Origin of the sequence: Candidatus Saccharimonas aalborgensis, from assembly GCF_000392435.1 — a bacterium.
In the GTDB taxonomy this organism is placed as follows: domain Bacteria; phylum Patescibacteriota; class Saccharimonadia; order Saccharimonadales; family Saccharimonadaceae; genus Saccharimonas; species Saccharimonas aalborgensis.
Genome location: NC_021219.1, coordinates 421341 through 445080, shown reverse-complemented (window position 1 = coordinate 445080; position 23740 = coordinate 421341). Strand labels below are relative to the sequence as shown.

The following is a 23740-nucleotide window of genomic DNA, read 5'->3' as shown; positions in this document are numbered from 1 at the left end:
CGTGAGCGACATCTATTCTCTAACGTTTCGAGATACTGTTGGTGCGACAACATTACTCGCTGGTTTTAGGAGCAAGGTACTATTGCTTGTGAATACGGCGACAAAGTGTGGTCTCGCACCGCAATTTGAGGAACTTGAAGCGCTTTACCAACGATACAAGGACCAGGGATTAGTAGTGATCGGTTTTCCGTGTGATCAATTTGCCTCTCAAGAGCCCGAGACAAATGACACGCTCGTGTCAGTGTGTAAACGAGATTTTGGGGTAACATTCTTGCTTAGTGAAAAAATTATGGTGAATGGTCCCCACACTCACCCGGTGTTTCGCTACCTAAAAGATCACAGTAACGCAACACTTGGCAAAGAAATAAAGTGGAATTTCACCAAGTTTTTGGTGGCCCGCGACGGCGAGAAAATACGACGCTTTGCGCCGACAACATCACCGGCGTCACTTGTCGGTGATATCGAAACACTTCTCGCACTGTGATATTCTATAGCCATAAGGAGTTTATATGATCTGGAACAAGAAAAAACGTGTTGAGAAAAAATGGAGCTGGGGACTGGCGGCAACATTTGCTGTTACGATGGTACTCAATGGTCTAGCGGGTAGCACTACGGTGCTCGGCGGAGTGAATACCGCACAGGTTTCTGACAGTTTCCCTAATTTGTTTGCGCCAGCAGGAGTGACGTTTGCAATCTGGGGAGTGATATACCTGCTCGTTGCTGGATTTATCCTGTATGTCTTTGGTATCGGTCGGTCAAAAAAGTCGACACTGACCATCGATGCGCTCACCGATGTGACAAAACTACTCACCATCAACCTCGCTCTTAACGGTATGTGGATACTTGCGTGGCAGTATAAGGTACTGTGGCTCAGTGTGTTATTGATGATTGCGTTGCTAGCCACTCTTATCAAGATTGCTGACCTGCTAAGGAGTCAACGGGTTAGTGGTGTCGAATACGTACAGACAAAACTCCCCTTCAGTGTCTATTTTGGGTGGATAACCGTCGCTACTGTTGCAAATATAACTACATTTCTCGTGAGCGTCAATTGGAATGGATTTGGTATCAAAGCAAGTACGTGGATGGTTGCGATGCTTTTGGTTGCAGCGACAATCGGCATCATCACGGCACTACGAAATCGCGATGCGGCGTACCTCACTGTATTTGTATGGGCGTTTGGCGGCATACTACTCAAGCACGTATCACCTGATGGCTTCAACGGGAGATACCCCGGAACAATCATTACGCTGAGTATCGTCCTGCCCGTGCTGATTACCTTGTGTCTCCAGCTCGTTCGGGAACGCCGCAGCTAAGGAAACTAGCTGTATCGCGACGGGTATCACGCTGGTCACTTGTTGGTTATGCAAAGATAATGTATGCTACTAGTATACACAACTAAACATAAAAGGAACCATTCTGTATGAGAAACAAAATTGTCGCTGCCGCACTCGTCCTCGTCGCCGTTGCGTCCGTGGCGTATGCAGCATTTTCACAAAACCTTACGATCAATGGTACGGGAAACGCATCTGGTAACTGGAGCGTCGAGATCATAAGTATTACAAAGACCTCGGGTACAGGCGAAAGTGATCACAATAACGTTGCCCCTTCATTTAATGCAACATCAGCTACTTTCAACGTTGACTTGGCCTACCCTGGCGCGACGGCTACGTATGATGTCGTCATGAAAAACAAGGGCAATATCAACGCAAAGGTGAGCTCCATTCCTGATTTGGTCGCAACAAATGCAGCAGATCCTGCCGATGTTAAGTTTACCGTTACCGGTCCAGCGGTTGATGATCCATTGACCCCCGGTAGCACGGTGACTGCTACAGTTACCGTCACCTGGCTTGGCACCGCGACTACTAATGTAACGACCGTGACAAAGAACGCAACAATCACCTACGGCTTTGCTCAGAACACCTAAAAACAACGTATAGCTACGTTTCCCGTGTCCTCTCGACTGATGAGAGGACACGGTTTGTTTGTTGTCTCAAGGAGAGGAGAGGAGTATAATTCTAGATAGGTATAGGACACAATATACAAAAGGAAACATCTCGTTGAGAAACAAAATTATATCACTCGCAATCGTGCTCGTCTCGGCGGCGTCGATCGCGTACGCATCGTTTGCGACAACACTCACTGTCAATGGTACCGGTACTGCTACTGGTAACTGGGCAGTAGAAATCATCAGTATCACGCCCACCGGACAGGTCGGTGCCACCGATCATGCCAGTACACCATCATTTACGGCTACCTCAGCGACGTTTAATGTCGACCTAGCGTACCCTGGCGCAACGTCGTCATACCAAGTCGTCATCAAAAACAAGGGCAACATCAACGCAAAGTTGAGCACTATCACCAACCTGACCGCCATCAACAGCGGCGCGCCAACCTACCTGACGTATGCAATCAGTGGTGTAGCGGTCAACGATACCTTGGCTCCCAACGCTTCCACAACCGCTACCATCAGTGTGACATGGGCTGCTAGTGCTTCGACAAACCCGAGCGGCGCCAACAAAGCAGCGACGATTACCTTTAATTACGTTCAAAATTAACGGAATCAGTAGCGGTGGGGAAGCGACGTCGAGAAAAATACAGAGCGGCAATTCGGCAAATGGGGCTCCTCCTCGCGATGCCTCTATTGGTAGTGAGCACAACCTATGCTTTGTTCAGCCAACAGCTTTCGGTTGATACCGCTGTATCGAGTGTCGCTTACATTTCAAATAATTATACAACCGTTACCTATACCAAGACAGCAACGTTTGCAGCCGGCGTATATACCTACAAGCTTAACCCCTTTGTCATAAAAAATAATGGTGTGACCTCAATCACTGCTTGGCAAGTACAATTTACTGTGCCAAACGATACTACAGCGATCACTTGTCCGACTACCGTGGCGTGTACTATCAATAATACGACTCATGTCGTAACGATTACTCGCACAGTCACTATCGCTGCCGGTGCATCAAGCACCATAAATAACACCTCTAACTCGATTAGATTTACAAGTACTGTCGCATACTACACGCCCCAAAACGTTAATATCTCTGCGACGTACTCAACTGCGTATGTGGCAATTCCTGGGCTTACTGTGGCCGCCACCGCGTCGCCAAAAAGCGGTGGTGCGTTTCCACTGTCGGTAGTAATCACGAATAATTCGGGTCAGCCGATCAGTGGTTGGCGGGTCACAATTCCAACGACAAAGACTTGCACATCGACTGTGCCGGCTGGAGTAACGTACACCTGCACATCAACGGTACTGACGTATACTGGGGCGGCCATACCAATCGCTAACGGGTCACAATACTCATTTTCGACCTCAGTCACTTCTACAATGACAACATGGACAACGACCGGAGCAGCGGTGAAGGGTAAAGCCTAATGTTTCGGAAGGCTCGGACCATCAAGGTTGTAGTATGGTATTTGTGCCTATTGGCGCTGATCGCTATTTTGCTTCCGGTTATACTCGAGCGCGTCGGAATAATTAGCGCATCGATTTCGCTCAGTGTGTTGCAGCCGATATTGGTTACGGCCACAGCACTCATTACTCGTCAAGTGACCCGCGGACAACATGATCGAGTGCGCCATAAGGCAGAGAAAAGCCTCATCATTAGCTCGGTATTATCGGTTTGGTTTGTTCTCTACTTCTTGTCTGGTTTAGCGGTCACCTATGTAAATAATGCAGTAGCAGTTAACTGGCAGACGGTTGTGATAAATCTTGCCACATTTGGTGTTACGGCTGCCGCCTTAGAGTATGTACGACACGGAATTATGCTATTAGGGGGGAGACGCAACGTTGTGTGGCTTGGTGTTATCATTGGCACGTTATTTTCCGTTCAACAAATCAGCTTTTCCCAGTTTGATAATGCAGCCTCAATCGCGGATTTCACAAAAATAACCGTGTCTAGCCTCGTACCTGCATTTGCGAGCAGCGTCCTTTTGACGTATCTCGCGTTTACGGCGGGACTTGGTTCGCAGCTTACGTATCGACTGGGAGTTATTGCCGTGATGTTTGTGCCCCCTATCATCCCTAAGTATGATTGGTATATGACGGGTATTGCCTGGACGGCACTGGCGGTTGGCGTGTATATCGCCATTGATCGAAACCGACATGATATAGCCGAGCCGACCCGGCATCATCAACGGGCGCGTGACACTCAAAACATTGCTTTCGTCATAGTAATGATTGCGCTTATTAGTTTCATGACGGGAGCGTTTAGTTATCGGCCCCAAGTAATCATGAGTAATAGCATGAAACCAGTTTATGAGAGAGGAGCAGTTGTGATTGTGCAAAAGGCGAATCCGATGGACGTCCAGGTAGGAGATATCGTACAATATGAAGCAACGGGCCACTCAACGACCCACCGCGTGATTGCGATCGACTTCACGTCGGATGGATCAGGGAAACGCGTTTTTCTGACGCAAGGCGACAATAGCCCGAGCCCCGACATGCCGGTGCAGGCAGATCAGATCGTCGGCATTGTACGTGCTCAGGTACCTTATGTCGGATACCCAAGTGTCTGGCTCAAGGAATTTGCAAAGTAAAAAGAAAGGGACGGCATGGCACTTGATATAGCAAATCCAGAACATTCTCAGCGGTCATTTGGATTTGTATTATTGGGGATGTTGCTACTTGTTTGTGCGGCGTTGCTGTTTTATGACCTAGGGCATACTAGTGACGCAACTCCCGTGAGCCCTACCGGCTACGACTACACCGTAAATCAGGCAGTAGATACGGGAGTCAGCTATTTTAATAGTAGTTTTTATGATAAGGGACCAGCTGCAAATAACACCGCCTATGTCGCAGACCTGACTGACGAGGTAAAGGCAACACTTCACTATAAGTATCATAGCGCTCGGCCGGTAGAATTGACGACACTGTATGGTGCGACGGCAACGGTTCGTTATCAGTATATGTTTGGAGCTGACAGCAAGGACATATCGACCGTCTGGTCAAAAGAGTACTCGCTTATTAAGCCAGTCACGTCTGTGGTGACAACTTCTGACCTTACATTTGACCCTTCGGTATCGATACCATTTGCAGACTATCGAAAAATGGTCAATCAAATGAAGCAAGCACTTTCCCTGCCGGCTACTTCGGAAGTTACAATTGCCTTTACAGTTCACGTTTCTGGTTCGATTGATGGAACACGGTTCGACGACATCAGAGTCGCGACGGTCACGATGCCACTGGACCAGCCAATTTATCGATTTGCGACCAAGTTTGAAAAAGAAGACAAGAAACAAGTTGTCACACAGGCGATGAAGTCAGGGCAAGATATGACAAAAAATTATGAGCGAATTATCATGGGCATTCTAACGGCGTTTGGTCTCATGGCGATAGTGTATGGCATGCGCAGACAGATATTTAAATCAGCCTACCAGCGAGAGCTCGAAAAAATCTATCGGTACCACGATGGTATCATCATCCGCGCGAGCCAGCCTGCTGCAATTGCAGGTAAGACCATGGTACCAGTTCAGACTTTCGACGATATGCTCAATCTAGAGGAGGAACTAAAAGTACCGATCGTTGCGACGCCAGCAGGAAATGAAGCAACAAGATTCTTGATTGTCCGCGATGACATTGTCTATGTCTATACCCTCGGAAAAGTCCTCCTTGATGACATACCGACCAGCATAGATGAAGAGCCGATTGAAGAAACGCATACAAAAAAACATGACACTAAGCGTAGGTGATAATGTGATGGACAACTCTCCACTTTCTTCACAATCAACCGCTGGTCCCAGACGTCATCGTCATCCTCACAGGTTTCCACTGCTCTATACAATTGTCATCATTGGTGTCAGTACGCTCTGCGGGTTTGGTGGCGGGATTGTGGCGACGCGTTTATTTGTACCAGCCACGAGCAGCCAGCTTACCAGACAAGTCACCGTCGAAGAAGGTCAACATATCAGTGCGCTTGCAAAGACTGTCGGCGAGAGCGTGGTCTCAATCAACGTGACAAGCCGCGCAACACAGAATGATTTTTTTGGCCGTGATATTGCCTATTCACAGCAAAGTGCAGGGACGGGGATCATCGTCAGCGATAATGGGTATGTTGTGACAAACCGTCATGTGGTTGACGCTGATGCCACCAAGGTGTCGATTACACTATCAGATGGGAGTGTTCTCGATGATGTCACAGTGGTGGGAAGAACAGGTTCAGACGATTCACTCGATATTGCCATCCTAAAGATCAACAACACAAAAGGAAAATCACTCCATCCTGCCACACTTGGTAGTTCGTCGAGTCTGCAGGTGGGTGACAAAGTAGTGGCGATAGGTAACGCACTGGGCCAGTTCCAAAATACGGTCACGGCGGGTATTTTGTCTGGGTACGGTCGGAGTATTGAGGCCGGAAATGAAGGTGGATCGCAGAGCGAATTGCTTCAAAATTTGTTGCAAACTGACGCAGCAATTAACTCTGGTAATTCGGGTGGTCCGCTCGTTAACATGAATAGTGAAGTAATCGGTATCAACACGGCAGTAGCGAGCGGCTCAGCAGAAAATATTGGATTTGCTATCCCTATCGACGACGTAAAGGGGCTGATAGCCAGTGTCATAAAAACAGGTAAGTTTGAACGGCCGTATCTCGGCGTGCGATATGTTGCGTTGACTGATGAAGTGGCGTCGACCTATACATTGTCGGTAAAACGCGGTGCTTATTTACTGTCGAGTCACGGCGGGTCGGCGATCATCGGCGGTAGTCCAGCTGAAAAGGCCGGCCTAAAAGAAAAAGATGTTATCACGAAAGTTGACGGCATATCGATTGATGAGACACATAGCCTCACCTCTCTCGTCGGGAGGCGGGCAGTCGGTGACGTGGTTGAACTTAGCATTATACGAGACGGCAAAGAACAAAAAGTGCAAGCTACCCTCGATCCTTATCACTAGGTGATTGGTGTTCTGGACAGAGGTACGAGCCTTGTGATATGATAACCATAAGAATAACAAGGGAGAAATATAATGGATAGATTTTCGAGTCGCCCAACTCGTCCGGGCGTACCGCAACAGCAACTGCGGTCCACTGAACCCGAACCCGTCGCAGAGCCGCCTCACGGCGAAGTACCCCACACTTCGACTGTATCATTTCGGCGGCAGGAACCGCTTCGTCGCTTTTCGCGTCGAACTATGATGATTGTCGGTGGACTCATCGCGCTACTGATCGCGGCTTGTCTCGGATGGATGGTATACCAAGCGACTATCGGTAATGTTATAAAGGGAGATAAGTATCAAGCTGTTTTTCTTAGCAATGGACAGGTGTACTTTGGCAAGTTGCAACGAGCGAACAACGAGTATTATCGACTGACGAGCGTTTTTTATCTCCAAACAAAGTCAACTACGAGCGATGCAAAGAATCCGCAGACCAGTGATAGCAATGGGGTTGAACTAATAAAGTTGGGCGGTGAGCTTCACGGCCCAGACGATGAGATGATGATTGAGCGTACCCAGGTGTTGTTCTTTGAAAATCTCAAGGCCGATGGTAAAGTTTCGCAGACCATCAAAGAGTACAACGATAAAAATAAATAACACTCATGCTCAAAGAATTGAAGCACACGCCGGCAACAGCACGTGGTCGCCGGCGACAGCATCGCCGCCGCTCGGCTGTGATAGCCACAATTGCACTGCTCCTTGTCTTGTTGCTCGCTCTCGCGGCAGCTCTCTGGTATGTGTGGTGGACGGGGCAGCACGCGGAAGTGAAAGTGTCGAAGGTCCAACCAGCACCGACTCGTGAAGTAGCGCCGCCAAAAGTTGCTGATAACGCTCCGGTTGGTGTTTCGATTAGCGTATTGACGTCGCCACTTTCAGCCGGGTCAAATGCCTCAATTACTATTCGTACCAAACCAAAGGCTGCTTGTAGTATCATCGTTACGTATGACAATAGTGAAAAAAGCCGTGATAGTGGCCTGGTGCCAAAGATGGCAGATGAGTATGGCGTGGTGAGCTGGAGTTGGTCAGTTGAGTCAAATAGAACAAAGGGAAAGTGGCCAATCGACATAACGTGCGCCGAGAACGGCAAGAGCGGGTATATGCGTGGTGAGCTAGTGGTTCAGTAATACTAGCTGAGTGAATTAATGTAACGAATCCAGCTATCGTTCGAATGCTTGACGGATGATTTGATGAGAATGAGTAGTTTTGATTTGGTACATATGACCGACTGCGGTCCTTTTATTGAGTCACCAATATAGATTGTCGTGGTTGTAGTGCTGATCTTGTCTGAAGCATTGTAACTTTTTGCAAGTTCAGCGATATGTCCCTCGGGATCAGATTGAAATGTGTCGGGAAGTGGTTGCTGACTAACAATAATCTGCGATCCATCCAGGTTGTCAACGTAGGCGAATACTGGGTCAGCAGAATCGGGACTAACGCGTGTCCAGCCGCCAAGGTCGGCAATTGATTTACCTCCTGGTAGTACCGTTATGAACTTTGGAACCTCATCTTTTGATTTTTTTGTTGACGCTGTGGTCTCGGTGTGAGGCTGAATAAGATCGTTTTTTTTCTGAGACCAGCTAATAATAAAGACAATGCCAAGAAGAAGCAGGGCACCAATGATAAGTCGTGGTTGGTGCAGTAATTTTGCTATGCGCACTCTATACCACGGTGGACGCTTCGGGGGACTAAAAGCAACCACACGGTGCTGAGTGGCAGAAGGTTTGTATGAATGTGGACGGGGATTCATCGTAGTAGGGTTTTTCCTAATTGGTATAATATGGCGTGTCATCGGGCATCTGGAGGCCGCCAGTAAAGGTGCGGCCGTGCATCAATCGTTTGCCGGGATCGGCGGTAAATTGGAGGGTCAAGTCGGTGATCGTTGGACCGCGACTCACGTCGTCGGGATAGCCAAAGGATTGTGAGCTATCGACCGTTACATTGAAGAAGAAGTAGCGTCCACATTTGATGTCGGTGCCGCTACCATCTTTCACAATATACGCACCGGGTGTTCCAAGTGTGACGTCGCCGAAGTTGGTGTCTTGGCCCCATGTACTCATGGTTGCGCATAGGCTGGCGGCTTGTTGATTGGCCATGCTGCGGTATTTGAGTTGCCAGCGAGCGCCGATGGAGTTGTCGAGACCGTTTAGTAGCCACGCATTTGGGAAGACATCGGAGTCGGTGTCAATCATGATGGAATATTTGGCAACCTGCGGCTGTGATAGGAGGGGTGTCTGTTGTGTGACGGGGCTTGCGTAGGTGAGCGTGCTGCCACAGCCACCACCGAGAACGTAGGCTTTTCCGTCAGTATACACGGCAGCCGCACCGTAGCGCGCTCCAGTATATCGCTGATTTGTTTCATACCACTCGCCTATACCAGTCGGGTTGTTGCCACTCGCGATGGTCGTGTTAGCACTGATGGGAGCAACGATTGTCGCGGGGTCGCACGTCGTCGCACTACTCCTACCACCGAGCACATAGATGTAGCCGTTGGCGGCGAAGCCGTCTCCATCAGCGAGCGGTCCTGGCATACTGCTAGAGAAATTCCATGAGCCTGCATTGCCCGTGCTTGCATTGATCTGCGAATATTGACTATCACTCAGATAGTTCGCCCCGTCATAACCACCGAAAAGATAGAGGTTGTTTGCGTACGCAATGGCTGTGGCACCGCTTCGTGCCACGGTGAACGAGGTGCTGCCAGTTGACCACGCGGTGCCTATGTTGCCGCCGCTATTTAGCTGGGGGCTGACATAGACGGTGTTGCACACGTTACTCGCCGTACAGCCAGTACCAGTACCTTCGCCGCCAACAACATAGAGGCGGTTGTTCCAGACAGTTGCGCCAAACTTTGTTCGACCGGCTGGTAGCGCATTGGACGCGGTATTCCACGACGAAATTGCGCCGCCGCTTGGTGTTGCATAATAGACCTCGGTGCGACGGTCGGTGGCGGTATTTGACTGTCCGCCGATGTAGTAGAGCGTACCGCCCGCAGCCCGCAACTTGCCCCAAGTCCGTGCCGCGGGTAGACTAGCAGTGCTGGTCCATGTGCCAACAGCACCATTGGCGTCGATTGGTGCGTACGAGACGTCGGTTGTAGTCGCGGTACAGTCGGTTGCGCTAGTACAGCCTCCGGCGACATAGAGATAGCCATTGTGAATGGCGGCTGAGGCGCCGATGCGGTTTGCCTGAGCAGTATACTGGTTGGCGCTGGTGCTATAGCCAGCCGGCGCGCCGCTGTCATTGTTGTAGACTTGGAATGTTTGGACGACATTTGTCGTGCTGGTACAGCCGCCCGGACTGGCACCGTTTGTACAGCCACCGATAACGTACGCATAGGAATTTGATACCGGCGCGCTTAGTCCCCAGCGCTGGTTAATCTGCACGGCCGAGACATTGAAGGTCTCGGTACCGCCGTCGCCCAGACTGCCGTCACTAACATTCATCTTAATAAACTCAATGTCAGGAAGTGTTCCGGTTGCTGCTTCGTAACCACCGATCACATAGATGTAGCCGTTGTACCCGAAAGCTGCCGAACGTCGTCGTCCAACGGCCATTTCGTTGGGGGACTGTGTCCAGCCGCTCGCTCCAGCTGTGACAACATTGTTATTATTGTCGATTTTGGCATAGCGAACACTTTTGAGGTCCTGAATGTTCGGTGAAACACCTCCAATGAGGTATACGTAATTGGCGTAGACGGTACCACTCATGATGGCGAGGCCGGTTTGCGTGTCGCCGGGGATGGTGCCGATTTGTAGCTGGTTCGTGGTACTGCAACTTGCAATTGCCCCGGCCGCCTGTATGTTGCAGCGATAAACATTTTGCGAGTAGGCAGTGCAGCCAGCGTTGTTGCTGTTGGTGCAGCCGCCAAATATAAACAGGTGCCCGGGGTTGTTGGTTGCGTCGGCTGGATTGGCACGAGTATAGGCATATTGATAGGAAACTGAGGTTGCGCCAGCACCACTCATCGACTGCTGTGTCCATGCCCCAACGCTTCCGTCAGTACCAAGGTTGGCACGCATGATAGTGTTCGTGTTGTTGTTGCCGCTGAGCCCGCCAATCAGGTATATGCGGTTGTTGAATATGACCGGACTCGCTGCAGCCACGGAGACGGGCAGGGTATTGGTCGATTGGATACACCATATATTGTTTTGGAAGGCACCATTTGGACAGGTAGCTGGTTTTGACATTTGCCCAGTTGAACTAATGGCGGCATAGGCAACGCCATTGGTGACACCACTCGGGTTGCATGCTGTGTCGGTACAGCCGCCAAATATGTAGAGATAGCCGTTTGACACAATCGAGGCATTGAGTAGGCTACCGATTGAGGCTGCTGGTGTACTACAGTTTGTTGGCGTACCACCGGTGCAGGTGCCGCTACCGGGGTTGGATGATTGCCCAACGGTTGAGGCATCGCCGTCACGATTGATCGATCCATAGACGATCGTCTCCAGGGTAACGGTACATGCACCCGTACTGGTATTTTGGGCAGAACAGCCACCAACCTCGTAGATATTGTCACGCCATGCGAAAAGCCCATGACCAAACCGCTGATTCGACACCGTGCCAACTGTATTCCATACGTCGAGACTTCCATCGGTGTTGATACTTGCGACCTGTGTATTACTTTGCACAGTTGAACAGTATCCACTGGCATTGACTGCACTACAACCACCCGATATATACATAAATGCTCCCCAGACTGTTACGAAGTTGCCGCCACCAGAAAAGCGTCCAGTCGCGAAACTCGATGTCTGCTGCCAACTATTTATGGTACCGTTTGTGTTAATCTTGTTGTAATACACATCGGTGCGGGGCCCGCCTCCGACGGTACTGCTACCACCGATGATGTAGAGACGGTCGTTGTATACGGTCGCGCCATGACCATATGCGTTATAGGGAAGTGACGTCTGAGCACTCCAGCTGCCGATTTGCCCAGTTGGCGTGAGGTCAGCGACTTCGACGGTACTAACGATAGTATTGCTGGCAGCTCTGCCGCCCATGACATACAAACGGTTATTGTACGCGGCGGCAGTGATGTCGGAGCGGGCACTTGATAAGCTCACGTTGTTGGTATACCAGTAGCTCCAGGTTGTCTTGGTTGGGTCAGTTGTCGGGTTCCATGTTGGGTTCCAAAGCTGGGGCTCACCATTGGCACCGAGCTTTGCGACATAGATTGTTGTTTGAGGAACACCGCTGCCGTTGAGTCCGCCGATGACGTACAGGAAGCCATTGTAGGCGACTAGCGAGTAGTTGCTCCGTGCTTCAGGGAGATTGTAGGCACTGTCGGTGCACCAGCCGCTACAGGCTCCGTTGCCGGGGTTTGGGCTTTCGAGTGAACCGTCGGTAGTTGAAAGGTGAATCCAGTTGAGCGTGGTGCTTGTGGTTGTGCCGCCTGCTCCGTAGTTGATGATGATGATACCATTGCTACCGCCAGTGCCCGTGCCGCCCGTTGCACCCGCGTTACCTCCTTGGCCCGCACCGGAGCGGTCAGTATCGGTGTTATTACCAGGATTTTGGCCGCCACCAGCTGTGGTTGTGAGGCTACCTGAAACAAAACTTGAGCCGCTACCACCACCCCCAGCACCAGAGCCGCTTGATGAGCTCGATCCACCACCACCACCAAAGTACCCAGCGCCACCACCACCACCACCGGCACGACTGGTAGCTATGACGCCGCCACCGTTACCGCCACTTGCAAGACCACCACTTGCGCCACTTCCGTCGGTTGTACCACTGGTGCGTCCGTCACCACCAAGACCACCAGTGAGTGAGCTACCAGCTGAACCTGCGTTCGTACCGCCAGTACCACCGGCGCCACCAGCAGACTGAGTACCACCGCCACCACCTCCACCAGCACCAGATGTTGTGCCAGCGATACCATTCGTGCCGCCACCAGCGCCACCAGCGCCACCTGTATTACCAGCTGAGTTACGGCCACCACCTCCACCTCCACCACCAGCAGCGATTGCCAGTGGGGTTGCGCCTCGGTAAATACTGGAGTAGCCACCACCTCCACCTCCACCACCAGCAGTGTTGCGAGTACCAGTTGCGCCTCCACCACCGACATATACAGTGAGAGTTTCGCCCGGTGTGACCGCTACACTTCCCGATACATAGCCACCTCCTCCACCGGTGCCTCCGGCGGCGGCTGAACCGCCGGCACCACCACCTCCACCACCCCCCCATACCTTGACAGAGAGGCTTGTAATGCCAGCCGGGACAGTAAATGTACTTGCACCCTGCGCGGTGTAGATCTGGCCGTTGAGTGAAAGGCCACCGACCGAGTAGAGGTAGCCACCAGCAACTGCCGTACCGCCAGCCCAGTTTCCCTGAGGTAATTTGGTCGCGCTGTTCCACGTGTCAAATCGCGCGCCAGTGGTACGGCCCTTCTTAATAAGTTTGTTAGCGACGTCGAAATTGATGTTGGTCTCGTTGTTACCATTCATGAACTGCTGGGCGGTGACCACGTAGATGCTTGGGTCGATGGTCAGCGGGTAGGTAGCTTTGGTGAGTTCCTTGGCGGTGACGGTGAGACGATTTTTCTCGAGGTGAAACGACGCCTCAACCTGCGAAGTTTGCTTGCCGTACTCTTTGACAATTGGGCTTGGTATGACAAAAAGTAATAGGGATTTTTTGGCATTTTCGCGGGCTTTCTTGAGGAGAGCGGCGTCTGCATCGGAACCTGCAGAGATGTTGTTGATGAAGAGCTCGTTACCATAGACACCAATACTACCATCTGACTCTTGCCGTGCTTCAGTGCCGTCAGGTAGTTTCAGCAAATAAGTAAATGACGCCTCGTTGCCGGGTGCCTTTGAGAGCACGATGTCTTCTTTGATGCCTGTCCCCTCAGCGGTATATACTAGCCAGCCGCTGTGGTCGCGAAATGGGTATACGACGCGGTTTTGATCTTGTTGGCCATTTGCGACCGCAAATTGGGGAGTAATAGTGAGGTCAACTTTGTAGTTGGGGTCGGTGACCACCATACCCTTCGCGGCATCGACAGGTATAGTCGCGGCGACAAGGCCCGCACCACTTTGTTTTGATTCTGGTGTGCTTGCTCTCCCGTTTATGAAACTATAGATCTGTTGCTTCGCATCGAATAAGAGGCTTTTTGCAAGCACATCGCTAGGGGGCGTAAGCAACTTTCCAGCTGAACTGAGTTGGTAGTTATGCGGTCCATAATAACGATACAACTGATAACCAATAGCAGTGATGGCGGTAACAATGACGATAATAAGACCAAACCGCAGCAAGCCCTTCTTGGTGGGCGCAGGTATGACAATATAGCGTTTCCCGCTTGCCGTTACTTTTGTGAAACGCTTTACCAATGACAAACAACTCTCAATACGCCCGTGCCGTAGTCGGCCGATGTCGTGTTTACGCTGACTTGATTGATTTTTTCTCTTCATACCCTCACTATCCACCGGGGTGGCTTCTCTGTTATTGTACCATAACCGTGAAGAGGTAGCTACTTGTTGCTAAAGGCAAAGTTGAGGTTACCAACGTAGGCGTTCGCGTTTTTACTGGTTGTCATGTCGATCTTGAAGACGATACTGTTGCCAGGCGCAAAGCCACAGGTCGATGGGTCGGCGGCACCGGTTGCCGTACCGGTCAGCCATGAAGTTTGTGTGCCACTTGAAACGCTGACTGCTGAACCACAGGGTAAAAGACCGCTGCCGTTATTTCGATATATTTGGTACTGAACGCTTGATGAGCCGCCACTGCTTCCGTTATCGGTACGAGCCATGAGTGAGGCTTGACCTGAGTTGAAGCTCTTGAAGGTACTCGGTAACTGGTAGGTCACATAGATACTATAGGTTTGAGTTGTGGCCTGAGGACTAGTCCATTTGTAGAAGTTGTACGTTTCATTTGTCCCACAGACGCTGGGCCGTCCACTGACCCCGTCGTTGATTTGGAGGGTGCTTGAACAGATGTCGCTGGTCATTGTCCCGATACCAGTTCCGTGGAGCACCGCATTTGTGTACTCTGGAGAGATAGTGACAATGTTGTCTGGGCTGGAACCACAGGCACCCCAACCATCAGCCTCGTAGCACTGCAGCTTTCCAAGCGTGGTGTCGTAGTACATGCTGCCGAGCAGCGCATCGTTGTTGCTGGCGATTGGTGCGCTTGCCCCTTTGTCGAGTGTGAAGAGTGTGGTTGGGCCACCGTTAATACCGCCACCGACCTGAACATTTGGTGTGGTGATGCTCGCCAGTGTCATGCTAAACGAGTCAACGGCGAAGGTTCGTACGCCCGAAGTCGCTTCGACGAAGTAGACGTAAGGGTTGGTCGCGGCATTGGCATCAGTTTGGATGTAACACGTTACTTTCGTCCAGCCGGTCGTAACCAGCGTCTGCGCGTTATAGTCGACACAGTCCACGTAGTCGCCAGCGGTGGTTGAGGTGCTGCCAAGATAACTATAGCGTATCTTGAAGTCGTTAAACGCAGCACCAGAGATGAGCTTGCCATAGACGGTGACGCGGTAAAGCGTTGAACTGAGCGGATTTGACGATAGTTTATTACGGATACCGGCGTTGGCTGCACCGGCCGTCACGTTGGCTTGGGCGCTGTCGCTGGCGTCGTTACCGTCAGTGATAATACGTGAGCTCGCAACTGTACCTTGTCCGGCAGTCGGCCAGTTTGTCGCGTAGTTGCCAGCATCAGTCACACTGCCGTCGGTGGCAAAGTTGTAATCGGCAGCAATCGTGACACTGAGGTTGTCGACGTAGAAGGTGCGGGTGGCACTGGCAGTTTGGCGAATGAGGATCGCGTTGCCGCTGGTGATACCACTAGCGGGCGTCGTGAAGGTACAGTTGACCTTGGTCCAGATACTTGTGTTGACAGCTGAGGTGGCACCACAAGCAGTGAGGAGGGTGGTATTGCCATCAGCCGAATATTGCACATTGAGGTCAGTAAACGTACTTGAACCGCTGGTGAGACGAGTAGTGAAGCTGACGTTGTAGGTAGTGTTGGCTGTCAAGGCGGCGGCACTACCACCGCTATTGATGAGTTGGTTTTTGGCACCACTGTTAGCGGCGGTTGCGGCAATCGATACAGAACCTTGACCAGTGGCGATATAGTTACCGGCGACATTTTGGCGGGTGACCGTGGCAGTACCGGTGCTACTCCAAGTGCTGGCCGGGAAGGTTGTGGCACTGGCACCGGCAGTCTCTGCACCGGCATTGCTGGCATATTCAGTGACATTGCTGTTGACCTGGAGCAAGCCTGCCGCGCTTTTTGTCTGGACGCTGAGGAGCGTACCATTCACAGGGTTGGTAGAGCTATCACGAATGGTCAGACCATTGGTCGCACTGGTTTTACTGACGACGAGTTCGGCGCCACCGGCGCTCTGGAGTGTGTTGTCGTAGGCAGCCTGGAGGGTAGTCGAGCTCGATGCACCCGCAGCCGTCCAATCAGCGCCATTCCAGATCATCGTTGCGGTTGTATTCTTACGCATTGCAATCTGATTGCCTTGGCCACCACCATTGACACTCAGTGTAAAGTCCTTTGTGAGATTTGATGCAGTCACGTAAACGACGCGTCCAGCAGTTGCAATACTTGGATCTGGGAGGGTTGCTGTTTGTCCATCTTGGGTAAACCCGACGATGACAGAAGCATAGTTGTTGACGGATGTCTGAGCGACAGTACACCCAGATGATGAGGTTGATTCAGTGCCACTTGGGAAACAGTTGGCATCATTGGCGATCGTCTGGAAGGCTGACGTATTGAGTATAACAAGACCGTTTGATGTGGTACCGGTTCCACCGGCCAGAGTGAGGTTGCCGCCAGTCGTACCAGTTGCGCTATTACCACCCTGGATGAGCACTGCACCACCCACTCCAGTTGTACCGCTGGTAGCACCCTGGATGGTGAGCTGCTGCCCAGCTTGGCCGGCAGTGGTTTGTGTAGTTTTTTGGATAGTGGTTGTGGTGGTGGCATTACCAACCATTATCTTGTCCGAAACAAGCTTAATACCATTGGTTGCACCGGCAGTCAGTGTGACGGTGTTAGCAGCGCTCCCGGCATTTCCTATATTGACATCACCATTGACGGTTGTTTGGAGGTTAACCGCACCTCGCACCCCTGAACCTGTTGGTGCACCACCGATAATGTTAACCGCACCACCGGCTTGATTAGTGCCGTTACCACCACCACCTTGTAACGTTAGGGAGCGTCCTACCCCTGTACTTGTGTTTGTATTGACTCCGATGATCCGATCAGTTCCACCGCCGAAACTGAGGTCATATGATGCGGTTTCGCCATTTGCTAAGGCTATACCGACACGGTTATTTGTCGAGTCTATTGTCATGATGTCTGTGGTACCAGCAGCATTTTGTACTTTAAGGGCTGTGGTGGAGTCACTTGTTGGTCGAATAGCTGGTGTGATGATAGCGGTATCGGCCTGACCAGTGCCAGAGATGTGAAAGTTTGAGGCGGCCTGTAGCGTCGTCTGGTTTTGGATAAAGTTTGTACAGGCAGAGGTGGCAGTTGAATTACTCGTACATACCGTTGCATTACCAGCCAGACTCGGGAGGGTCAGGGTATAGTTGCCCGTCTGCGTGCCAGACTGAATTGTGAGCCCATAGCCATCAAGCGTCCCATCATTAAATACTAGTTTTCCTTGCGTGACGGTGCCGGTAGTACTAATTCTGCCGAGCGTGAGCTGATCACCGTTGTTATTGAAGGCGGCATTGACGTTACCGTTACTATCTTGGAGCCGAAAGAGGTCTACGGATTGAGATGATGCACCTTGTACCATTGCACCTACACTGCTTGCACTTGCGCTTTGCACAGCGATATTAGCCGATTGAGGTACTGTGGTATTTTGGATAAATCCGCTCGCTGTTAGGCCGCCGAGCGAGCCGGCATTCATCGCGTAGGCAACAGATGCAAGACGCTTCATTGGTACCATTTCTCCATCGCCACCACAGGAGCTAAATGGCGTACAGGTAGTGTTGGTAGTGCCGATATTCACGCTCAGCCACAGCGTGTCTTGGTTCCAGTCGACTTGACTACCAAAGGGGTTGATTGTTCCAAGCTGTACTGACATAAAGCCATTTTTGACCTGGACACCGTTTCCAGCGGTGTTGAGCCAATCCTCTGTCCACTTGAGGGTTCCACCAGGGTTTCCTGCGGTGGTACCGGTACCATCCTGGTAGATCTTGAACTGGATATTGTAGTAGCCGTCAGGGACTACTGCACCCTGAGCGTTGAGCAGTCGGCCTTGAAAGTTCATTTGTTGGTTAATACCGGTTGCGGCATGCGCTGTCTGAGGTGCCACTCCTATAATTCCAGATACGACAAACACGCCCACAAAAAGGGCGCCCAATAGTGATCGGCTTAACGCACGAAAGATAGTTACTGGCATGTTTGTTTTTTGACCTGGTGGACTTTTGTTTTTGTAGCCTAGTGAGAATACGCCATCAAAGCAAAAGAGGTACCTTGAAGGTGCTGGGTGGTTTTTTATTAGAAAACGCTGTTATTTTGTTTTAGTGCTGTAAAGCCGTTTTTGTCTCACACATAGGTTTTACAACCCTATGATACACGCTTATGCTAATAAATGCAAGAGGCATTTATCACGCTAGACGTTTTGATCAAGAATCAGCAAATGGTGCTTGGCGAGCATCCTTTTTTCTCGCCATTCACCGATCCAAAAACTGATGACAACAGCAAAGGTAGCGGCGTACAGCGGCCACAATAATAACAGGTTATCTGTCACAGATTTTGAGGGTGTCGTGGTTTCGGCGACAGGAGGCTGACCGTTTACGATTGAAGCGACCGTCAAAAATGCGACACGGCCGTCGGCATCGGTGGCCTGAAGTGAAAGCTGATAGGTACCAGCCTTTTCGTATACGTGACCAACCCGAAATGTTTGATTGTCGGTGCGAGAAACAACCTTATTCGTACCATCTCCCCACTGGATATTTACTGCATATGGTGCGCGTCCTCCGATAATATCGATGGGCATTGTCATTTCCTGATTGGGAAATGTTCCTCGAAAAATTGCATCAGTATTGATGAGTAGCTGGTTACCGCCAAAGTTGAGTGAGGTCAATATTCCACCTTGTATACCGAGTACATCGTACCAGACGGTAATTTTATTTGAATCAGGCCCCGCTTGGTTGAGAGCATCATAGACCTTTGCATACACAACATTTGCACCGATCAAGAGGTCTGACTCCAGACTAAAGCTGCCGTCAGTAGTACAGGGAGTTGAACCAGCGAAAATGTCATTTTTGAAAATCTCTACCAGACTATCGGTCGGACAAGTACCCTTGACGGTGATCGGTGTCGTACTAAAATGCTGTCCGTCGGTAGGCGAGGTAATGTGTGCGGCCGATGTCGGCGGTTTGCCCGCGACGACACCACTCATACCAACCGAACCAGCGCCTGGTCCGCGTCCCACGTAGGCATAACTCGTAAACGAAGTGAGAGCAAAGCCTACCACAAAAAGCAACATACCTAAGAACACGTACGAGGTGTGTTCGTGGGAGCGTAGTTTACCGGTGTGTTTATGTTCACTAATCTTTACCCATGCAGGCATAGCTATACTGTAGCATCATTTCATACATACCGCTAGTGCTTAGCGTCGTCGAGAGCGGCTACGTGACTTGCCGAGTAGGCGTTCATTGTATCGTTTGATCATGATACGTCCTACAAAGATAAGTACAGCGAGTAGGATGAGTATACCAAGGATGAGTTTCCACGGGATGATCCAAAATGACAATCGTGAGGTGAGGGTCTGGTTCTTTCCGTAGCTAAGAGTTAACTCTGCAGTATAGTAACCGAACATAAATCGGTTCCCGAGGGCAGACTCATCAAATGGCTGCTCAAAGCGTCTGGTTGAGTTGGGGAGCACATTTCGATTCTCAAGATTGACATTGACATTTGCAGTGATATTTCCGAACATATCCTTGATGATGATATTGCCTCGTGGTTGCTCAAAGACATTCCCCTCATTTTTGATTCGCTCAGTAAATTGTAGAGGGACAGAGTCAAATATTGAGCCTTTTTCACCAGTCTTACTAACATAAAACTCTTGGAGCGACAGTTTCTCATTTGCATCGCCGTTGACGCGGATCATGATGAGCGCCCCTAAACTCGCACTTAGCGATACTCCAGTTTCTTTCATATCTGGTGGGCTGACGGTAAATCGGATCGTACCGTAGTAGCCTCCAGGAGCTGCGTTTTTTGGTACCGTTATCTTGATGGGGAGGTTTTCGATTTGCTTTGACTTTAGTGTCATTTGGGGAAGCGGTGACACCCAGTCGATAATCGAGTAAGGACTTTTTTCAGTAGTATCGACAAGTGTTTTCGGATTTCCGTTCTCACTATTCGGATCAGCTATAAAATCGTTTACCTGGCTCGAAACAATCAGTGGAAGTGGCGAGACGTCCCTGATGGCAATCTGTGCATTGATGACATCACCTGGATTTGCCGTGAGATTAAGAACTGGCGGTGCGATTTCCAGCGCCTGACCACCATCATTGGGAGCGGCGTTTGCGGTGCGTGGCAATACAAAGAACGCTGTGGCAACGACGAGGCAGATGACGGTGAGTGTGATGGCAAGAAATCGTTTCATAAGCTTAGTAAGTAGCGGTACAAATATAGGTTAATGTGGTGGTATAAGTGCCCGATAGCTGGTTACCAGCGACATCGACAATGTATGAAACGGTGTATAGCTGGGCATTTGTTGGACCGGCGCCACCGTTGTTACTCGCTGCAACCGTTTCCCCGGTGACAAATTTGAACTGATCAACGGTGTTGTAGCCAGTCTGTGCCTGGCCACGCAGATCTGTCCCATCAGGAGTAGGAGTAACCTCAGCACCAACGGCTACTGTTGAAGTTGCGGTAGTGTTGAGTTTAAGGTTCATACCAAACTCACTTTTTCCTCTTGTTATTCCAGCAGCTGTAGTCATACCAGGTATCGTGTTTGACCCAGAGGTGAGGGTTGGACCGTTGACAGTGATCGAGTAGCCAGTGGTGGCATTTGTGCTGGCCGCCATTTGCGACGTGGCGGTAGCGGTATCAGTTGGGCTAAAGAGCTGGTTGAAATTGATCGTGGGGTTGGTAACAGTGACACAGTCGACAGTGACGGTCGCACCCGTGCAAAAGACAAGACTCTCAGGCATCACGCCCTGGAGAACGATGGGGTTTGCTGTGCTGGCCGCAACACTACCAGTATCGAGCGGTGAACCGGTTGCATTGGTTGAGGTGTAGGTAGAAATACGGACAAAAAACGTTGTATTAACAGCGGTAGGGTTGACAACACTATTGAGGGTATACGTAGCGGCGACGTTCGTTCCCACGGCAGCAGCAGTACGGGTAATATACGGGGCACCGTTGGTGGTATTCACTAGTGAAAACCCAGTCACACCTGTTTCACCACCGTAGGTTGCTCCTGTGGTAACGAGGCCGGTGGGCATGACACAGGCTGTGACTTGCGCAACCGTACAATATTCAAACTTAATTGAACCAACAGTGTTACCACCGGGGATGGTGAATGCAAACTTGTGGTTAACAGTGCCACCAGCAAGTGATCCACCGGTAGTACCTACCCCTATAAGCTGAAGACTGCGGACGGTAATCTGAGCGGCATTAGCAGTCGGCGCCCGGTAGACAGAAGCAATACTTGCGAACACCAAGAGTGCACACAAAAGATAAAGTTTTCCCCTCACACTTCTCATATGAAATACTGTATCATAAGCGTAAACAAGTGGTCAACACTAACGGCGTGTGGATAACTAGCAATACCGCGCAAATCACCGTAGCGCGGTATGGGCTAGCTGCCACGTGGTGGACTAGTAGGTCGGAGTACAAATATAGGTAAGGGTAGTAGAGTAGGTTCCGGCGGGCTGGCTACCTGGCACGTTCGCGATGTAACTGACGGTGTAAATTTGGGCATCGGTGGCACCAAGGGTGCCGCCGTCGGAACTGTCGGCAACCGGGTCGCCATCAATGTATTTGAAGGTTTCTGCAGTATCGTAGCCCGCAAGTGGTTTTGCTCGGTAGTTGGTTGTATTGGACACTGGAGCGACATCGGTTCCAAATGGAAGACCAGGGGTTGTTGTCGTGTTGGCACGTAGGTTGAGACCAAATTGGCTGACTCCGTGCGTACTAGTAGCAGCCACATTCATAGGGAGGATAGTGTTGCTACCGCTGGTTAGAGTCGGGCCATTGACAGTAATACTGTACCCAGAACCTGCGTTTGTACTGGCTGCCATCTGTGATGTTGCAGAGGCAGTATCGACAGGAGAAAAGAGCTGGTTAAAGGTAATTGCGTTGAGATCGGCCGTGGTACAATCCGGCACACCGGCGGTGAGACCAATTGTCTTGCCCGTACAAAAGACGAGTGATTCGGGCATAACTCCAGATAGATCGATGGCATTTGTCGTACTGGCGGCCACAGTTCCCTTGTCGGTTGACGCGCCAGTTGCGTCGAAGGTGCCAAAGCTAGCAATACGCACAAAGAAGGTTTTGTTGATGTCAGTAGGGTTAGTGATGTTATTGAGCTGAATGGTGACAGCAGTGTTTGCCGCGAGGGCCTGCGTCGCCCCTGGTGCACGGGTAACGTGAAAGACGTTTGCCGAATCATGTACGACAGTGAGTCCGGTCAGTCCGACGGTCGCTCCGTCGAGAGTACCGGTCGTCGTGTCGAGTCCTGTAGGAGGGACGCACGTGGCTGCACCAACGTCAGCGGCGGTGGTACAGTATTGGAATTGGACCGCACCGATGCTCGCCGCAGTAGGTAGCGTAAAGGTGAACTTATGGCGTACAAGGCGACCAGGCAAAGAACCACCGTTGATGCCGAGGGTGTTGTTATCCCCAGCAAGTAATGTGAGTGTACGCGTCGTAATCTGCGAAGCGTAGGCAGAGTTAGTTGGTAGGAAAGCTGCTTGTACGACAAAAGCCGCGACAAGCATAAACACGCCTAAGGCGCGTGGTAGTGTGGTGGTGAGTTGTTTTTTCATTGTGGTGATTTTTTTGTTTTATGGTGGTTTCTACAAGAGATAATAGCATGAGCAAGATAGCATGTCAACAACTTTTTAGGACTTTTAGTAGGTTCCGGTGACGATAATTGTCTGGTTGCTGGCGTACTGGCCACCTGGCGTAATACCAGCAACGTTCAGTAAGTAGCTCAGGGTATAGATAGTTTTGCCAGAACTTTTGGGGGCACTGGCGATGATATCACCACTGGCGTAGTGAAATTGATTAGGGGTAGAGTACGTGGTATCACCGGCTCCCGTACCAACTTGACCGTAGCCGAACTGGCCATTATCTGGGTTTGCACCGAAAGATACGGGAGAGGTATTGGCAACAAGATTGACACCAAACTGCTCAATGCCAGGCTGTGAAACAGTCGTGGTACCCATCGCGCTTATCGAGTGAGCGCCATTTGTCGGCGCACTGCCAGTCAGCTGTACCGCGTAACCATAGCTTGTGTAGTTAATCACCGAAAATGACGCTGTCGCTGTTGCAGCACTGGTAGGCGAGAGAACGCCAAAGTTAGCATTTGTCGAGAGTAGTTCGATAGTAAGGGTAGGATCAGGAGTCGTCGGTGTTCCGACTCGTATCTGATAATTGTTGGATGCAGACTCTCCTACACCAATATCACCGTAGGCACCCGAGCCGGCGTAGCTATTTGAGGTCGACTGGTTGAGTCCGCCTGCTCCGAGTGTTGATTCATCGAAGCGATAATTGTTCGACTGTAGTGTCTCAGCGGAGACATAGTTAGAACAAAGAAGCACACAGCCAACAACTAGCCCCAACACTCCGTAGCCGTTAATTCGTCCTACCATAGTGTCTATT

18 protein-coding genes are annotated in these 23740 nt (G+C 50.7%); 10 read left to right on the top strand and 8 right to left on the bottom strand.

Features of this window, described 5'->3' with window-relative positions:
- Position 1: 1 nt before the first annotated feature.
- The 10 genes from L336_RS02270 to L336_RS02225 all read left to right on the top strand — a co-directional run bounded on the left by L336_RS02270 (position 2) and on the right by L336_RS02225 (position 8058).
- Positions 2–484, top strand: coding sequence for a glutathione peroxidase (locus L336_RS02270; protein WP_015641595.1), 483 nt, complete (start codon positions 2–4; stop codon positions 482–484).
- A 25-nt stretch (positions 485–509) separates the two neighbouring features.
- Positions 510–1313 carry a TspO/MBR family protein gene (locus L336_RS02265; RefSeq protein WP_015641594.1) on the top strand — a complete coding sequence of 268 codons (804 nt, stop codon included), beginning with the start codon at positions 510–512 and terminating at the stop codon, positions 1311–1313.
- A 107-nt stretch (positions 1314–1420) separates the two neighbouring features.
- On the top strand, positions 1421–1924 hold the full coding sequence (locus L336_RS02260) for a hypothetical protein (protein WP_015641593.1): 504 nt from the start codon (positions 1421–1423) through the stop codon (positions 1922–1924).
- Between the two features lie 133 nt (positions 1925–2057).
- A complete protein-coding gene (locus L336_RS02255) occupies positions 2058–2555 on the top strand; it encodes a hypothetical protein (RefSeq protein ID WP_015641592.1) in 498 nt (165 codons plus the stop codon).
- Between the two features lie 14 nt (positions 2556–2569).
- Positions 2570–3382 (top strand): hypothetical protein, encoded by an 813-nt coding sequence (locus tag L336_RS02250; protein ID WP_128817278.1) that lies wholly within the window; start codon positions 2570–2572, stop codon positions 3380–3382.
- Positions 3382–4545: a signal peptidase I gene (locus tag L336_RS05600; protein WP_015641591.1), complete on the top strand. Its 1164-nt coding sequence runs from the start codon at positions 3382–3384 to the stop codon at positions 4543–4545. Before L336_RS02250 ends, L336_RS05600 begins: the two co-directional genes overlap by 1 nt.
- Positions 4546–4560: 15 nt before the next feature.
- Positions 4561–5697 carry a DUF5305 family protein gene (locus L336_RS02240; protein WP_015641590.1) on the top strand — a complete coding sequence of 379 codons (1137 nt, stop codon included), beginning with the start codon at positions 4561–4563 and terminating at the stop codon, positions 5695–5697.
- Positions 5678–6895: a S1C family serine protease gene (locus L336_RS02235; protein WP_015641589.1), complete on the top strand. Its 1218-nt coding sequence runs from the start codon at positions 5678–5680 to the stop codon at positions 6893–6895. The genes L336_RS02240 and L336_RS02235 overlap by 20 nt, the downstream gene beginning before the upstream one ends.
- Positions 6896–6967: 72 nt before the next feature.
- A complete protein-coding gene (locus L336_RS02230) occupies positions 6968–7531 on the top strand; it encodes a hypothetical protein (RefSeq protein ID WP_015641588.1) in 564 nt (187 codons plus the stop codon).
- Positions 7532–7536: 5 nt separating this feature from the next.
- The gene (locus tag L336_RS02225; RefSeq protein WP_015641587.1) at positions 7537–8058 is read left to right on the top strand and encodes a hypothetical protein; all 522 of its coding nucleotides are present in this window, start codon (positions 7537–7539) and stop codon (positions 8056–8058) included.
- A 2-nt stretch (positions 8059–8060) separates the two neighbouring features.
- Here L336_RS02225 and L336_RS02220 read toward each other — a convergent pair whose 3' ends face one another.
- From L336_RS02220 to L336_RS02185, 8 genes are all read right to left on the bottom strand, one after another.
- Positions 8061–8591, bottom strand: a complete 531-nt coding sequence (locus L336_RS02220) for a hypothetical protein (protein ID WP_128817276.1) — start codon at positions 8589–8591, stop codon at positions 8061–8063.
- 106 nt (positions 8592–8697) lie between these two features.
- The gene (locus L336_RS05905; RefSeq protein ID WP_160142758.1) at positions 8698–14340 is read right to left on the bottom strand and encodes a glycine-rich domain-containing protein; all 5643 of its coding nucleotides are present in this window, start codon (positions 14338–14340) and stop codon (positions 8698–8700) included.
- Positions 14341–14399: 59 nt separating this feature from the next.
- Complete coding sequence (locus L336_RS02210) at positions 14400–18299, bottom strand: beta strand repeat-containing protein (protein ID WP_015641584.1); 3900 nt, start codon at positions 18297–18299, stop codon at positions 14400–14402.
- A 213-nt stretch (positions 18300–18512) separates the two neighbouring features.
- Positions 18513–19475 carry a PKD domain-containing protein gene (locus L336_RS02205; RefSeq protein ID WP_015641583.1) on the bottom strand — a complete coding sequence of 321 codons (963 nt, stop codon included), beginning with the start codon at positions 19473–19475 and terminating at the stop codon, positions 18513–18515.
- A 39-nt stretch (positions 19476–19514) separates the two neighbouring features.
- A complete protein-coding gene (locus L336_RS02200; RefSeq protein WP_015641582.1) occupies positions 19515–20513 on the bottom strand; it encodes a hypothetical protein in 999 nt (332 codons plus the stop codon).
- A gap of 4 nt (positions 20514–20517) precedes the next feature.
- Positions 20518–21618, bottom strand: a complete 1101-nt coding sequence (locus tag L336_RS02195) for a hypothetical protein (protein ID WP_015641581.1) — start codon at positions 21616–21618, stop codon at positions 20518–20520.
- 114 nt (positions 21619–21732) lie between these two features.
- Positions 21733–22902: a hypothetical protein gene (locus tag L336_RS02190; RefSeq protein ID WP_015641580.1), complete on the bottom strand. Its 1170-nt coding sequence runs from the start codon at positions 22900–22902 to the stop codon at positions 21733–21735.
- An 84-nt stretch (positions 22903–22986) separates the two neighbouring features.
- A complete protein-coding gene (locus tag L336_RS02185; RefSeq protein WP_015641579.1) occupies positions 22987–23730 on the bottom strand; it encodes a hypothetical protein in 744 nt (247 codons plus the stop codon).
- Positions 23731–23740 lie beyond the last annotated feature (10 nt).

Excerpts from the sequence above, each read along its gene's own strand:
- L336_RS02265 (WP_015641594.1), top strand. The coding sequence starts at position 510 with ATGATCTGGAACAAGAAAAAACGTGTTGAGAAAAAATGGAGCTGGGGA.
- L336_RS02260 (WP_015641593.1), top strand. The coding sequence starts at position 1,421 with ATGAGAAACAAAATTGTCGCTGCCGCACTCGTCCTCGTCGCCGTTGCG.
- L336_RS05600 (WP_015641591.1), top strand. The coding sequence starts at position 3,382 with ATGTTTCGGAAGGCTCGGACCATCAAGGTTGTAGTATGGTATTTGTGC.
- L336_RS02240 (WP_015641590.1), top strand. The coding sequence starts at position 4,561 with ATGGCACTTGATATAGCAAATCCAGAACATTCTCAGCGGTCATTTGGA.
- L336_RS02235 (WP_015641589.1), top strand. The coding sequence starts at position 5,678 with ATGACACTAAGCGTAGGTGATAATGTGATGGACAACTCTCCACTTTCT.
- L336_RS02230 (WP_015641588.1), top strand. The coding sequence starts at position 6,968 with ATGGATAGATTTTCGAGTCGCCCAACTCGTCCGGGCGTACCGCAACAG.
- L336_RS02225 (WP_015641587.1), top strand. The coding sequence starts at position 7,537 with ATGCTCAAAGAATTGAAGCACACGCCGGCAACAGCACGTGGTCGCCGG.
- L336_RS05905 (WP_160142758.1), bottom strand. The coding sequence starts at position 14,340 with ATGAAGAGAAAAAATCAATCAAGTCAGCGTAAACACGACATCGGCCGA.
- L336_RS02210 (WP_015641584.1), bottom strand. The coding sequence starts at position 18,299 with ATGCCAGTAACTATCTTTCGTGCGTTAAGCCGATCACTATTGGGCGCC.
- L336_RS02205 (WP_015641583.1), bottom strand. The coding sequence starts at position 19,475 with ATGCCTGCATGGGTAAAGATTAGTGAACATAAACACACCGGTAAACTA.
- L336_RS02200 (WP_015641582.1), bottom strand. The coding sequence starts at position 20,513 with ATGAAACGATTTCTTGCCATCACACTCACCGTCATCTGCCTCGTCGTT.
- L336_RS02195 (WP_015641581.1), bottom strand. The coding sequence starts at position 21,618 with ATGAGAAGTGTGAGGGGAAAACTTTATCTTTTGTGTGCACTCTTGGTG.
- L336_RS02190 (WP_015641580.1), bottom strand. The coding sequence starts at position 22,902 with ATGAAAAAACAACTCACCACCACACTACCACGCGCCTTAGGCGTGTTT.
- L336_RS02185 (WP_015641579.1), bottom strand. The coding sequence starts at position 23,730 with ATGGTAGGACGAATTAACGGCTACGGAGTGTTGGGGCTAGTTGTTGGC.